The 14,323-nt window shown below is 43.0% G+C and carries 10 protein-coding genes and 1 pseudogene; 5 read left to right on the top strand and 6 right to left on the bottom strand.

What is annotated here, in order from left to right; translation table 11 throughout:
• Nucleotides 1-11: 11 nt before the first annotated feature.
• The gene (locus tag H6G76_RS06080) at nucleotides 12-551 is read right to left on the bottom strand and encodes a DUF2267 domain-containing protein (protein ID WP_190696956.1); all 540 of its coding nucleotides are present in this window, start codon (nucleotides 549-551) and stop codon (nucleotides 12-14) included.
• A gap of 693 nt (nucleotides 552-1,244) precedes the next feature.
• Here H6G76_RS06080 and H6G76_RS06075 point away from each other — a divergent pair.
• Nucleotides 1,245-2,135: a hypothetical protein gene (locus H6G76_RS06075; RefSeq protein WP_190696953.1), complete on the top strand. Its 891-nt coding sequence runs from the start codon at nucleotides 1,245-1,247 to the stop codon at nucleotides 2,133-2,135.
• Nucleotides 2,136-2,204: 69 nt separating this feature from the next.
• On the opposite strand, the gene H6G76_RS06070 is transcribed toward H6G76_RS06075, so the two are convergent.
• Nucleotides 2,205-4,265, bottom strand: a complete 2,061-nt coding sequence (locus H6G76_RS06070) for a chromosome segregation ATPase (protein WP_190696950.1) — start codon at nucleotides 4,263-4,265, stop codon at nucleotides 2,205-2,207.
• Nucleotides 4,266-4,408: 143 nt separating this feature from the next.
• The gene (hslO, locus tag H6G76_RS06065; RefSeq protein WP_190696947.1) at nucleotides 4,409-5,326 is read right to left on the bottom strand and encodes an Hsp33 family molecular chaperone HslO; all 918 of its coding nucleotides are present in this window, start codon (nucleotides 5,324-5,326) and stop codon (nucleotides 4,409-4,411) included.
• 226 nt (nucleotides 5,327-5,552) lie between these two features.
• Between hslO and H6G76_RS06060 the strand changes: the two genes are divergently transcribed.
• Entirely contained in the window at nucleotides 5,553-5,942 is a 390-nt protein-coding gene (locus H6G76_RS06060; protein ID WP_190696943.1) for a hypothetical protein, read from the top strand.
• Between the two features lie 81 nt (nucleotides 5,943-6,023).
• Here the strand turns inward: H6G76_RS06060 and H6G76_RS06055 are convergent.
• The 3 genes and pseudogenes from H6G76_RS06055 to hisD all read right to left on the bottom strand — a co-directional run bounded on the left by H6G76_RS06055 (nucleotide 6,024) and on the right by hisD (nucleotide 8,556).
• Nucleotides 6,024-6,611, bottom strand: a pseudogene (locus H6G76_RS06055) (Uma2 family endonuclease).
• Nucleotides 6,612-6,638: 27 nt separating this feature from the next.
• Nucleotides 6,639-7,064 carry a universal stress protein gene (locus H6G76_RS06050; RefSeq protein ID WP_190696940.1) on the bottom strand — a complete coding sequence of 142 codons (426 nt, stop codon included), beginning with the start codon at nucleotides 7,062-7,064 and terminating at the stop codon, nucleotides 6,639-6,641.
• 190 nt (nucleotides 7,065-7,254) lie between these two features.
• Nucleotides 7,255-8,556 (bottom strand): histidinol dehydrogenase, encoded by a 1,302-nt coding sequence (gene hisD, locus H6G76_RS06045; protein WP_190696937.1) that lies wholly within the window; start codon nucleotides 8,554-8,556, stop codon nucleotides 7,255-7,257.
• Between the two features lie 503 nt (nucleotides 8,557-9,059).
• Between hisD and rpsT the strand changes: the two genes are divergently transcribed.
• The 3 genes from rpsT to rpoB all read left to right on the top strand — a co-directional run bounded on the left by rpsT (nucleotide 9,060) and on the right by rpoB (nucleotide 14,248).
• Entirely contained in the window at nucleotides 9,060-9,353 is a 294-nt protein-coding gene (gene rpsT / locus H6G76_RS06040) for a 30S ribosomal protein S20 (RefSeq protein ID WP_190696934.1), read from the top strand.
• 74 nt (nucleotides 9,354-9,427) lie between these two features.
• Nucleotides 9,428-10,213 (top strand): TatD family hydrolase, encoded by a 786-nt coding sequence (locus tag H6G76_RS06035; RefSeq protein WP_190696931.1) that lies wholly within the window; start codon nucleotides 9,428-9,430, stop codon nucleotides 10,211-10,213.
• Nucleotides 10,214-10,948: 735 nt separating this feature from the next.
• Entirely contained in the window at nucleotides 10,949-14,248 is a 3,300-nt protein-coding gene (gene rpoB / locus H6G76_RS06030) for a DNA-directed RNA polymerase subunit beta (RefSeq protein ID WP_190696928.1), read from the top strand.
• Nucleotides 14,249-14,323 lie beyond the last annotated feature (75 nt).

Here is a 14,323-nt window from a genome sequence, read left to right as displayed (position 1 = left end):
TTGACTTTTAATTAGGCTTGTTCCCAAAGCTCACGGATGCGATCGGGGAGCCAGCCAGCAATTTCTTGAATTCGCTCTTCGGAAAGTTCGTCTTTGGTAGCAGAGAAGACCGCTTTAATTGCCTGATCTCGGTCTACTGTCCCAGGTAGTCCTCCTTCATTAGCAACTCTGGTAAGAAATAGATTGGAATCAATCCCAATTGGAGCCGGCCCTCTTAAAGGTTGACGGACTCGACTTAAAAATCTCACAATTGGATTGGTGTCTTTCCAAAGTTCAGCGACTTCCATTTCGAGTGCTTTATCTTCTGTAGGCACAGCCTCATGATGCAGCTCTGACTCAACACGATCAATCGCATCTGTCGTCATTAAGTCGCGCATGACGCGAAACACAACTTCGCTAAAGTCTCTTGCGTCATATAGATCGGCAAATCCGGCTTGAACCATAACCTTTTCTAGAAAGGAGCTATGTTCGTCGGCGATCGCAGTTCGAGAATCTTCAATCTCCGTTGGGTCAACTTCTGGAATGTTTTTTCTAAATGTTTGATCTGGCATTGTTTTTTGTGCTTGTTAATTTTGAGTCTTTATGCTTACTTATGTAAGTTCGCACAAATCAAAAACACTTAGTGTCCTCCAGAAGTTCAAATGCTATCTATCCAAAAGTTAGAAATTTCACGCATAATATCAGAGAGCTTACATTAATACCGACAAGCTATTTGCATAGCGATTTCATCCCTTGTGTCATCTGTGCCGTTTAATTAAACGTCTACTACGGGCATACAGATATCCATCATAACTCATATAGAATTTGCTTTAAATCAAGCTTAGGTTTAAGTCAACAAAAGTTTTGAAATTATTATCGCTACAATCAATAAAAAATTTATTATTGTCTTCCTACTTTAGGAATAACTATTTTTTTATATTTTTTTATTTTTTTATCCCCCAGTTAGATATATCACCATAATTAAATTTTTAAATTGAGATTATTGAGGGATCGGCATCAACCACAATATTCCTACCAAAACCATACAGTTGAGTAATCAGCACAATTTAATATGAACTCGCTCAATCTTTGCCTCTCCTTATTTACTACTAACTACGCAATGGGGCAGGCACAAAATGCACATCCAAAGTTGACAACTCTTTCATATCAAGAAAGGGGTTCAGGAAGATGCCGATACTAGATATGCAAAATTCACAAATTTATAGGGTTTTGGAAAACATACTCAATATCATTAGGAGTTAACCATGAATATGAAATCTCAAAAATTACGCAAATATGCTGGCATCTTCAGTGTTATGTGCGGAGGTTTACTGATTAGTGTGCCTGCAATTTCTCAAACAGCAGTAGCACAAGAATCTAATTCTCCAACATTAAGGCAAACTAATTCTAGAGTGAATCCCTGCCCTAGTGTTTTCTACGAAGAACCTTTTAATAATCGAGTTCTAGTACCTGAAGGATGTCCTGCTAATGCAATAACTCAAAGACTAGCTAACCAAGGGATTCTGTCCACAGCCCGCGCTCAAACTCAATCCCCTGGTACAACTACATCCTCACCATACCAAACAGGACTGGGCGTAGGCGGAGAAACACCCCAGACAAATGCTAATAGAGGACAACTTAATCCTTGCCCTCAAGTCTATTATCAAGAACCTTTTAACAGTAGAAACCTTGTACCTGAAGGATGCCCACCTAATACTTTCTCCCAAGGGCGACAATCACAAGGCGCAACATCTAATCAAGGTACTTCGGTAAATCCACAGGTTTCTACAGGTGGAACCACAACTCAAACACCTTTGCCATCACAACAACAAGCTCCTAGTGCAACCATCGCCCTTGCTAATGGTTTAGTTAACATTAATCTTGTGAATGATACTGCGGCTAAAGTAACTTATCAAGTAATCGGTGATACCGCAGCGCGCTCTCTTCCAGGTAAATCAAATGTGATGCTACAAAATATCAGCGCACCAGTTACTGTTACATTTGAACGAGAAGATGGTGGATTATTAACAGTAACCCCACAGCCTTCTTCTGAACAACAAGGAATGCTAGAAGTCAGGTTAAATGAAGCTACTGATGTAGCTCAAGATAGAAAAGCGATGAGAATTCAATCAGACGGTTCTATTTTCTTGAACTAACTTAAACAGGAAGTCTGATATATAAATCATGTAAAGACGTAGCAATGCTACGTCTCTACAAAAAATTACTTACAAATTAGTACCCTCTGTACTAGATGGCTGAGGTAACTGAGGTTCAGGCTGAGGTACAGGTTGGGGATTTAAAAATTGCTGCCAAGTTCTAATTTGCTCTTGGGCAGTACTGTAAACACTCGTTCCTTTAGGAATTAACCCAGCAGTTTCAATTGCTTGACTGAGATTTGTATTACTTTGATTACGGGCAATATCTAATAATTGTTGACTCCATTGGTCAATGCCGACATTCGCATCTAAGCGGAGAATACTTCTACTAGGTACTTTTTCAGCTAAACGAATAGCCTCAACTAAAGCACCTGGTGTTCCCACAGCTGCCATTTCCCGTGCTTTCTGCCAATTTTCTTTAGCACGAATTTGCCCTTGCCAATCATCAATAGCTGCTTGTGCTTCGCCAGAAAGCGATCTTCCTGAAGATGCAATTGGTTGGACTGTGTTAATTGCTGCTGCTAAATCTCCAGTTTGAGCTAAGTCTCTTGCCTGATCTAAGTATGGCTGGTCTTGAATGCGTTGTATTTTAGCTGTCCAATTATTAATTCTTTTGCGAGCATCTGGATACAATGCCCGACCCCTACGGATTTGGCTAGCTTCTGCGATCGCTGCCTGCAAGGAGTTGATATCCTCTAGTAATGCCATTTGTTCGGCACGCTCTAAGTAAGGTCTATCTTCGATTGTTTGTACTTGAGCTTGCCAACGGCCTATTTCTTGTCTAGCTTCTGAACCACGAGGATTATTACCTGGTATTTGCTGGGCTTCAACAATTGCTGCTGCTAAGTCGTTAATTGTACCTTGGCTCGCCAGTGTCCGCGCTTTTTCTAAGCGGGCAACATCTTCAATTTCTAATTGCCAACGGGCAATTAATTGTTGTGCTTTATTATAGTTTGGCCGGGAAGGGTCGATTTCTTGTGCTTGCGCGATCGCAGTTTCTAAACTAGCAACTGTACCTAGCCAAGCACTTCTTTGCGCGTCTGCTAAAGCGATAAAGTCTTCTATATCGGCTTGTAATTTAGTATTGTCGGGAATTTGCCTAGCAATGTCTAAGGCTGTATCTGCATCTTTTGCATCCAACTTAGCTTGTGCTAAATCCAGCATCTTCCGTCCAAATAAGGGAATGGACTCCTGGGCTTTTTTATAGAAATAGCTATCTTCCCGAATCGATTCCGCAATTTTGATTGCTTCTAATATGTTATCTACTACTTTAGATTTAGCTAAACTATCAGCTTTATCTAATTTATCGCCATCTTCCCGTACAGATACAATCAGGCGGTTGAGTTGATCGTATTTAGTACTTGCCCAGTATTGGTTGTCTACATACTGTAATTTTGCTGCCAGCAAAGATGCTGATTGCCAACGCCTTTGCTGCAATTGTTCTTCTACTGTTTTGTAGATATCTTCTGCCTTAGCCCAGATAGTTTGCCATTTGCTAATCTTCTCATCTACTAACTTATAGGCTGGCAGGTCTTCAGGTACTTTCTCGGCTATGGCGATCGCTTCTTCTAAATTGCCACCATGAAAACTTTGATCAGCTAATTTTAAAATATCCCGTGACCATTCCTCGACAAACCGATCAATTTCGCCACGCAGGGGATGATTTTGTGGTAATTGTTTAACCAGAGCGATCGCTTGTAACAAATCATTGACCGTCTGTTTAGAAGCCGCTAACTGAGCGCAGTGCAACCGCACCGACGCACTCGCTAACGGCCAAAAAATCGAGGGGCAGTTAGGAGCAGCTGGCAACTTCAATAACATTGCCATTGCCAAAAACCCTATACTGCCAGGAATCAACGCTAATAATATTGACCATAACACCCAACTTTTCATCCAGCGTGGCAAAGGCCTGGAACGTTTGCTGGGTGAACTACTTTCTGCTGAATGATTGTCTTTTATAGGTAGTCCGTCGGAGTTACTTTCTGTTTGTTGCTTCACGGAATTAGAGGTAGAACCAGTAGCTGGGATGGCAAATGCTTGATTGTCGCCGAAATGAGGTGTTCGGTTTATATGATCTGGTTCTCTGGCTTTGCCTGGAGTCCAACCGTCTGGAATATCCCGCTCTGTCATTTCTCACACCAAAAATTTATTAAACAGCGATCGGTTCTATATCAAGAATTTAGTTGTTGCCATAGTAGCTTTGTCAGCCTTAAAAAGCTACTGTTTTTCTCATCTTTCTCCTGGTATACCTTTAACCATTGTTTGAATCAGTCTTATTTTATACTTTCTTGAGAAACAGAAGATTCAGCTTGTAAATCAACAATTAACTGTGCTAAATGATCGCTACTTGCTTGGTACACTCTGCCACAAAAATCACAAGTTGCTTCAGCCCCATCATCTTTAACAATCATATCTTGGAGTTCTGCCTCTCCTAATATCTTAAGTGCGCCTAGTACTCGATCAAAAGAGCAACCGCAGTGAAAACGTAATATCTGAGTTTCGGGAAATATGCTTAGTCCCATATCTCCTAGCAGATCATTAAAAATTTCTGGTAGTGTTTTACCAGCTTGCAACAATGGGGTAAATCCTGATAAGGCAGCCACCCGTGATTCTAAGGTTGCTACTAAAGCTTCATCTCTGGCAGCTTTAGGTAAAACTTGCACTAACAACCCACCTGCGGCAGTTACTCCCGATGCACCTACAAATACGCCTAAAACCAAAGCTGAAGGTGTTTGTTCGGAACTTACTAGGTAATGAGCTATATCGTCACCAATTTCCCCAGAAACAAGTTCTACGGTACTAGAGTAAGGGTAGCCATAACCAATATCTCGGACAACGTAGAGATAGCCATTGCCTACTGCACCACCGACATCAAGCTTACCTCTGGCGTTGGGAGGCAACTCTACAGATGGGTTTCCGACATAACCGCGTACTGTTCCATCTAAGCCTGCATCTACTAATATACCAGCCAAAGGCCCATCGCCTTTAACCCGGACATTCACCCTAGAGCCAGGACGTTTCATACTAGAAGCCATTAATAAGCCTGCTGTCATAGTGCGCCCTAGTGCGGCTGTGGCTACATAGGAAAGCTTGTGACGCTGCCTAGCCTCTTCCGTCAAACGTGTAGTAATGACACCTACTGCACGAATCCCACCTTCAGCTGCTGTAGCGCGAATTAACTGATCCGCCATGAAAAAACCTTACATTTCTTAACAAGTACGTATTTTCTATTCTATGTTCTGATTTGCGATTTAAAGTGAGGGTAGGAGGATTAGCGATCGCATTTGCAATACTAGAAATAGGGGATAGGTAACAGGTGAGAGGTTACAGAGTTGAGTAATGTCTTAACTACCTTGCCTATTGCCATAATTCATCACTCAAAAGATTTTTCCTGAATTCCTTATATTTTTCAAAATAATGTTCGGTAATTATCAACAAAGCCAACTGCGAATAGAAATCGAGGCATCAGCTAGTGCCATTGCTGATAGCTTACTGCGTCCTGCACAACTAGAAAAATGGCTATTAGGACAACGCTTTGCCCCAGGAATGCCAGAAGAAATTTATCCAGGCTTCCAGTTTACAAGCTGGACTGGGCCGATCTCAATTCATCATCAAGTAGATGTAGCGAAAACTAATTGCCTGCGCTTAGTGCTGAGTGGCGGTATTGACGGTTTCCATGAATGGTATTGGGGCGAGGGTTGGGTACAGTCCCGCTTGGAAGGAATTTCGATGTTTCCCCTAAATCTAGGTCAAACCCTGAGTTTATTGAGCTTACGTCAGTTTTTACTACAGGCTGGTAAACGGTAAGCTTAGGAAGCTAGGGAACCCAAAATAATGTGGGCTTAATTCTCAAGCTTCTCTAGCTCCAAATTCTTTCAAAAAACTTTACTAATCTTCAGCCAATAAGACTTGCTCAACTGTTAATTCTAATTCGGTAAAAGTTGCCGATAAAATCCTTTCTGCACCAACAAACTCTACTGGTTCGTATAGTTCTTCAACTAATGTCAAAACAGTCACTTTGTTTATTAAAGGATCTACAATCCAATACTCTGGAATATTCAGAGCATTATACTCAACTCGCTTGGCTCGATAATCTACTGTCTTTGTTGATTCACTAACGACTTCTACTACTAACAAAGGGGGTGGTTCATTAACTTCAATTACCGCTTCTCTGTTTCTTAATTCTTGCCATTGTGACAAGGGAACTACAACTACATCAAGAATTCTTGATGTATCCTATTTGCCAGCACGGGGAGAACGAACACCAATAACCATTTGTTTAGCAGTCCAATCTAATTTGAGTCTGAGAATTTCATCTCGAAAGCGATGATAGAGAAATGCCACCACTGCCCCATGCTGTCCACTTCCCAAACTCATGGGAATCAATTCTCCATTGACTAGTTCGTAACGAGTATCAGTGCCATCATTGTATTTTAGGTATTCGGCAAAAGTGAGTTTTGGGGTAGTTGTAGTCATAACCTCTTTTGCTGACGTTGTTAATTATTACTTTGACTTAACCACCAGAACTGAACAATTAGCTTCTTCCACTACTTGACTGCTGACAGAACCCTGAACAATTCGTTTCATCCCAGTCAAACCGCGACTACCAATAATAATTAAATCAGCTTTATAAATATTAGCTAGGCGAATAATTTCATCGGCAGGTTCGCCAGTGACTAATTCGATTGCACTTTGAATAGATAACTTTTCTTGGTAAGCTTGCAGTTGTTTTTCAACATGAAAATAAGACAAAGTTGGTGATTCAGGGTGAGGCCGGTCTGCGGATAGTTCTAGTTCTGATTCTGGCGTGGGAAAAACATGGCAAAAAACAATTTTGGTTTCTGCTGACAATACCAAATCACCTAAAACCTGAATTACGCGTTCTGCAAGTTCCGTCCCATCCAGAGCTACCAAAATATTTTTTAGCACTGCCCTCGTCTCCTCAAACGTAGACCCCTGACACTCAATGTTCACACAATCTCATGGAAATTTGAGTTTATCTAAACTTAGCTATGCTGTGCGCCATAAAATCGCATTTCAGCAATTACTGTTTAAAATTTAAGTGTGAAGCCAACAAGTGACAATTGCTAAAAGTATAGGAAAAAATTAAGCATTGCTATCACTCATCTTGCTGAATTCGCTGTCTAACTGAATCAGCATGAGAAGGTAAACCTTCAGCTGTTGCCAATAAATCAATTGCGCCAGCTACTTTTTGCAGGGCAGTTGGTGAGTATTGAATAATACTAGAGTGTTTGAGGAAGGTTTCTACGCTTAATGCGGAAGCATAACGAGCAGCACCAGAGGTGGGGAGTGTGTGGTTAGGGCCTGCTAAATAATCACCTACGGCTTCTGGTGTTGAGTAACCTAAAAATATAGCTCCTGCGTGGCGAATTTTTGGCAAGATAGCCCAAGGGTCTTTGATTTCTAATTCCAAGTGTTCGGGGGCAAACTCATTAGAAAGTTCTGCTGCGGCTTCGAGAGATTCTACCAGCACAATTAAGCCATAGTGAGCGATCGCTTTTTCTGTATCTATCCGTCGTGGGTGATCAACTAATTGTCTTTCAACTGCTACTTGCACGTTTTTAGCCAAAGCAGGATCGGTAGTCAGCAAAATCGCCGCCGCCATTGGATCATGTTCTGCTTGCGCTAGCATATCAGCCGCCACATGGACAGGATTTGCGTATTCATCAGCAATAATTAGCACTTCGCTAGGGCCTGCCAGCATATCAATGCCGACAATTCCATAGACGAGTTTTTTCGCTAAAGTGACATAAATATTGCCCGGCCCGGTAATTATATTGACTTTCGGAATTGTTTCTGTACCATAGGCTAAAGCTGCGATCGCCTGCGCTCCACCAACTCGGTAAATTTCTTGCACTCCAGCTTCTTGGGCAGCTACTAACACTGCTGGGTTAATTACTTTCCCCGCGCCTGGAGGCGTTACCATCACCACGCGCGGTACACCTGCCACTTTGGCTGGAATTGCATTCATGACTACCGTGCTAGGGTAGCAAGCACGTCCCCCAGGTACATATATCCCGGCTCGGTCTACAGGAGTGTAGCGTTTGCCTAACACTACATCATCCTCGCCAAAATTTACCCAGCTTTTTGGGACTCGCTGACGGTGAAATGCTTCAACCTGAGAGCAAGCTAATTGGATTGCTTTGAGTAATTCTTTAGACACTTGTTGATAAGCTGCATCCAGTTCTGAACCCGTAACACGTAGTTCTTCTTGCTTCAAGGTTTGGTTGTCAAATTCAGCCGTGTAATGTAACACAGCTTTGTCGCCTTGACGCTTTACAGCTTGCAACACTTCCCGCACCGTTGCTTCTTTATGAACCACTTGTTCGTCATGGGTGCGATCGCAGATACGTTGTAGTTCTGCTATAACGTCTGCCTGCTGAGTAATAATTCGCAGCATGGAGTAAGGAAAATGCCAAAATTTTTAGATTATTCCTGAGAATTAGTCTTGCTCTTAACCCCTAAGGGTGGCGAGTTTCATTCTGATTCTCATCTCTAGCTTAACCTGGATTTTTTTGATACCACCAAGGCTACCAGCATATGGGTAAATTTATCAGACGACTCATTATAGTTAGTGTCTACTGACAATTCATCCTGATTCGGAAGCAACATTGACAGTTACACCGCTGATAATAGTGGTAGTTAGTTAGGGAAATAATTTACTGAAGTACTTTATTCTAGCTTAATTCCCAGGTTCAGCATACAAAATCTTAGGTTGGGTGTGAACCGTGTAGTAGTGTAACGGTAAGATTTTCCTCATACCCTGACACCCGACACCCGCACACTCTTTGTTTTTGCTATTTCCCAAAAATTTTTGGGGAAATTCTGACATTGGCATCTTAGATGCTATATTAGTAAATCTAGTAGTGTGTGTACATATTAATAGTCTTTTTGGAATTGACTGTGGCGAATACAAAGTCTGCTCTCAAGCGCGCCAAAATCGGAGAACGAAATCGGCTGCGTAATAAAACTTACAAATCAGCTGTTAAGACGCTGATGAAAAAATACCTTACTGTTGTAGAAACCTACGCGGCTAATCCTACGCCCGAACTCAAACAGCAAGTAGAAGAACGGTTGGCTGAGGCTTACAGCAAAATTGATAAAGCTGTTAAGCGTGGCGTACTGCATCCTAACAATGGTGCTAGAAAAAAATCGAGACTAGCTCAAAGACTCAAGCCACTCGCACAAACAGCATAGTAAGTAGTCCAAAGTCAAGAGTCCAGAGTCAATAACTCAGACTTTGGACAATTGACCATTGATAATTGACGAAAATGCAGCTGATTGACACCCACGTTCATCTTAACTTTGATAGCTTCCAACCAGACTTAGCAGCAGTGCGATCGCGGTGGCAAGAAGCGGGAGTAGTACGTTTAGTACATTCTTGTGTCGAGCCATCAGAGTTTTCCAGCATTCAAGCTATCGCCCACCAATTTCCCGAACTTAGCTTTGCTGTGGGGTTGCATCCTTTAGATGCCGAAAAATGGCAAAGTGATACAGCCGAGAAAATTAAATACTTGGCAAGTTCAGAACCGAAAGTAGTAGCGATTGGCGAAATGGGTCTGGATTACTACAAAGCTGAAAACTATGAGCAACAGCACATGGTATTGGAAGCGCAACTAGCCATCGCAGCCGAACTCAACCTTCCAGTGATTATTCACTGTCGGGATGCAGCCAGTTCATTGAGGGAAATCTTGCAAAAATGGCAGGATATTAAAGGGGGAAGTATTCGGGGTGTTATGCATTGCTGGGGTGGAACACCCGAAGAAACTCAATGGTTCCTTGACCTGGGTTTTTATATTAGCTTTAGCGGGACTGTGACATTCAAAAACGCTAAAGACATTCACGCCTCAGCTGCGATGGTAAGTAGCGATCGCCTATTAATTGAAACAGACTGTCCATTCCTTGCTCCTGTTCCAAAACGGGGCGAAAAACGCAACGAGCCTGCTTATGTGCGTTATGTAGCGGATAAATTAGCTCAGTTGCGGGGAGAGACAGTAGAAGCGATCGCTCATCAAACCACGCAAAATGCCTGTAAATTATTCGGATTGGCTCTGTAATATTGAACTGTTTAGGCCGCAAGGTGTGGTAAAAAGAATAAAACATCAGGAGGATAAAAATATGATAATATTAATCCCTCCAAAACATTTAGCTTGCGTCATAATGATAAAGGAAGAAACAAAAAAATTTTAAGATAGATACTCTATTGTTATCAACTTGACCATCCTCCACTCTCCACATACGGATGCTCTAAATACATGACTAACCTTGACAACCGACATTAAGCCAGATTTTGGCAAAATCTACCCTGCTTTGTATTTAAACCTATAGAAAATTGTTAAAAGTAATTGCCTTGTGATTAAAACCCACCAAAACCAAGCTTATCTGATTAAAGACCGACAAAGTGCGGCTGATTCTCATTATCTTTTTAACTTATCGTCAAATTAAACGATGTATTTAAAGATACAACATTTTTGAGTAGCGTCAGATAATTTACGCGTTTTTGGGAGGGGAAGTGAGGAAAAGAAACCATATGCAGAAATATCTCAACCCTCTATTGTTGAGAAATCAAGGTAATAGCTGGATTTTAATAGCTATTGACTGTTTACAAGGGCGTTTACCCCCCTTGGCAAAATCACCCTGTTCAGATTAAAAAATGGCTGCGGGAGACCGCAGAAATAAATAGCAGGTGGCACAAGGAGTAGTTCCTAACAGCTAAGGACACTGGCTGGTAGAAGGAAGCGTCCCACAGCAGTGTCCTCTAAAAGTTTAACCAGGTTGACAAAGGTAGAGGCATGAATAAAGACAAGTATATGGAACCCGCCTTTTTGTTGCCCGACTTGATTGAAATCCAGCGATCGAGTTTTCGCTGGTTTTTAGAAGAAGGGCTGATAGAAGAACTTAACTCCTTTAGTCCTATTACAGACTATACAGGTAAATTAGAGCTGCACTTTTTAGGTCAGAACTATAAACTTAAGGAGCCTAAGTATAGCGTAGAAGAAGCAAAACGGCGGGATAGCACCTACGCAGTCCAAATGTATGTTCCCACACGCCTGTTGAACAAAGAAACAGGGGACATTAAAGAACAAGAAGTATTTATTGGTGATTTGCCGTTAATGACCGATCGCGGCACCTTTATTATTAACGGAGCCGAGCGGGTAATCGTCAACCAAATTGTGCGATCGCCTGGAGTTTACTACAAATCAGAAATCGATAAAAACGGGCGACGTACTTATTCAGCCAGTCTGATTCCCAACCGGGGAGCATGGCTAAAATTTGAAACAGACCGTAACGACTTGGTGTGGGTACGCATCGACAAAACCCGTAAACTTTCAGCCCAGGTACTCCTGAAAGCCTTGGGTTTATCAGATAATGAAATTTTTGATGCCCTGCGCCACCCAGAATATTTCCAAAAAACCATCGAAAAAGAAGGGCAATTCTCAGAAGAAGAAGCCCTCATGGAGTTGTATCGCAAACTCCGTCCTGGTGAACCACCCACCGTACTAGGTGGACAACAACTATTAGACTCTCGCTTCTTCGATCCCAAACGCTATGACTTGGGTCGTGTTGGTCGATATAAACTTAACAAAAAACTCCGGTTATCAGTTCCCGACACCATGCGCGTGCTGACCCCTGGCGATATTTTGTCGGCTGTAGATTACCTGATCAACCTGGAATATGACATTGGTAGTATAGATGACATTGACCACTTAGGCAATCGTCGTGTAAGAAGCGTGGGCGAATTGCTGCAAAACCAAGTACGGGTAGGTTTAAACCGCCTAGAACGGATTATCAGAGAACGGATGACCGTATCTGATGCGGAAGTTCTCACCCCAGCATCCTTGGTGAACCCCAAACCATTGGTAGCAGCCATCAAAGAATTCTTTGGTTCCAGCCAATTAAGTCAGTTCATGGATCAAACTAATCCACTGGCAGAACTGACCCATAAACGCCGACTTTCCGCTTTAGGACCTGGTGGTTTGACTAGAGAACGGGCAGGATTTGCGGTGCGAGACATTCACCCCTCCCACTACGGACGGATTTGTCCCATTGAAACCCCAGAAGGCCCCAACGCTGGTTTGATTGGTTCCTTGGCTACCCATGCCCGTGTTAACCAGTACGGATTTTTAGAAACGCCATTCCGGCCTGTAGAGAACGCGCGGGTAAGATTTGATCTACCTCCCGTTTACATGACCGCCGATGAAGAAGACGATCTGCGGGTCGCACCAGGAGACATACCTGTTGATGAAAATGGTCTAATTATTGGGCCGCAAGTACCAGTACGTTACCGTCAAGAATTCTCCACCACAACACCAGAACAGGTAGACTACGTAGCAGTCTCTCCAGTACAGATTGTATCGGTTGCAACTAGCATGATTCCCTTCTTGGAACATGACGACGCTAACCGCGCGCTGATGGGTTCCAATATGCAACGCCAAGCAGTACCCTTGCTCAAACCAGAGCGTCCCTTAGTCGGAACTGGTTTGGAAGCTCAAGGTGCGAGAGACTCCGGGATGGTAATTGTATCCCGTACTGATGGGGATGTCACCTACGTTGATGCGACGGAAATCCGGGTGCGTCCCAAACCCAATGCGCCAGAAATTCGGTACACCGTTTCTAAGTATCAACGCTCTAACCAAGATACCTGTTTAAACCAGAAACCCTTGGTGCGAATTGGTGAAAAGGTTGTGGCTGGACAAGTACTAGCAGATGGTTCATCCACAGAAGGTGGCGAATTAGCGTTAGGACAAAATATTGTAGTCGCCTATATGCCTTGGGAAGGCTACAACTACGAAGACGCGATTCTGATTTCTGAGCGGTTGGTACAGGATGACGTTTACACCTCAATTCACATTGAAAAATATGAAATTGAGGCTCGACAAACAAAACTTGGCCCAGAAGAAATCACTAGAGAAATTCCCAACGTCGGGGAAGATGCTTTACGCCAGTTAGACGAACAAGGCATTATCCGCATTGGGGCGTGGGTAGAATCAGGAGACATCTTAGTAGGTAAAGTTACACCTAAAGGTGAATCTGACCAACCACCAGAAGAAAAACTCTTACGTGCCATCTTCGGGGAAAAAGCGCGGGATGTACGTGATAACTCTTTGCGTGTACCTAACGGAGAAAAAGGTCGAGTAGTTGACGTGCGCTTGTTTACCCGTGAACAAGGCGATGAATTGCCACCGGGAGCCAACATGGTAGTGCGCGTATATGTCGCGCAAAAGCGGAAAATCCAAGTTGGGGACAAAATGGCAGGTCGCCACGGTAATAAAGGGATTATTTCTCGGATATTGCCACTGGAAGATATGCCTTACTTACCAGATGGTTCACCAGTAGACATCGTACTTAACCCCCTGGGCGTACCTAGCCGGATGAACGTTGGACAGGTATTTGAGTGTCTGTTGGGTTGGGCTGGTCATACCTTGGGAGTGCGGTTTAAGATTACTCCTTTCGATGAAATGTATGGCGAAGAATCATCCCGCCGAATTGTGCATGGCAAATTGCAAGAAGCGCGGGACGAAACAGGTAGAGACTGGGTATACAACCCAGATGATCCTGGCAAAATCATGGTGTTTGACGGTCGTACAGGCGAACCCTTTGATAGACCAATCACCATCGGCGTAGCTTATATGCTGAAACTGGTGCATTTGGTGGATGACAAGATTCACGCCCGTTCTACAGGCCCGTACTCCTTGGTTACTCAGCAACCCTTGGGTGGTAAAGCACAACAAGGTGGTCAGCGATTTGGAGAAATGGAAGTGTGGGCGTTGGAAGCCTTTGGTGCAGCCTACACCTTGCAGGAATTGCTGACAGTTAAATCTGACGATATGCAGGGGCGGAACGAAGCGTTAAATGCGATCGTTAAAGGTAAAGCCATTCCTCGTCCAGGTACACCTGAATCCTTTAAAGTGTTGATGCGAGAACTGCAATCTTTAGGTTTAGATATTGCTGTTCATAAAGTAGAAACACAAGCAGACGGTAGTTCCTTGGATGTAGAAGTCGATTTAATGGCAGACCAAGCAGCCCGACGGACACCACCGCGACCAACTTACGAATCTCTATCTCGTGAATCGTTGGACGACGATGAGTAAATAAGGATGAAGGCATAAAGGTTGAATTATCTTTCAACCTTTATGTCTAATAGCAAGTAATTCATCCTTGACCTT

It is taken from the genome of Nostoc sp. FACHB-152 (genome assembly GCF_014697475.1).
GTDB lineage: Bacteria > Cyanobacteriota > Cyanobacteriia > Cyanobacteriales > Nostocaceae > Nostoc_B.
The sequence above is the reverse complement of the archived record's forward strand: the minus strand, read 5'-3'. Positions and strand labels throughout refer to the sequence as shown.